A 318-nucleotide genomic window follows, 5' to 3' on the forward strand; every position below is an offset into this window, starting at 1 on the left:
GCGGCATTGCCTTTGTGGCGGATGCAGGCGTGGCGAATGCGGCACCTGTGCTGAGCCTCGCGGATGTTGCCGTGCTGGGCAATGATCTCTCGGTTGCGACGGGGGTGAGCGCGCAGATCAGCAGCGACGGCACGACACAGCTGACCGGCGATCTGGCGCTGGACGGCGATCTGTCGCTGTCGGCAAGCTCGGGTGTTCTGACGCTGGCGTCGGGGGATGTGACAAGCGGTGCGGGCGCGAGCCTGTCGATTGACGCGGGCACGGTGGCGCTGGATCTGCAATCTGGCGCGACCCTGGGCGATGCGGCGGTGACGATTG

General features: G+C 67.3%; 1 pseudogene. It reads left to right on the forward strand.

From position 1 onward, the window contains the following. Positions 1 to 318: pseudogene (locus tag R0J92_RS22195) on the forward strand (hypothetical protein); the annotation flags it as partial.

This window comes from Tritonibacter sp. SIMBA_163, assembly GCF_046535935.1.
Classification (GTDB): domain Bacteria; phylum Pseudomonadota; class Alphaproteobacteria; order Rhodobacterales; family Rhodobacteraceae; genus Epibacterium; species Epibacterium scottomollicae.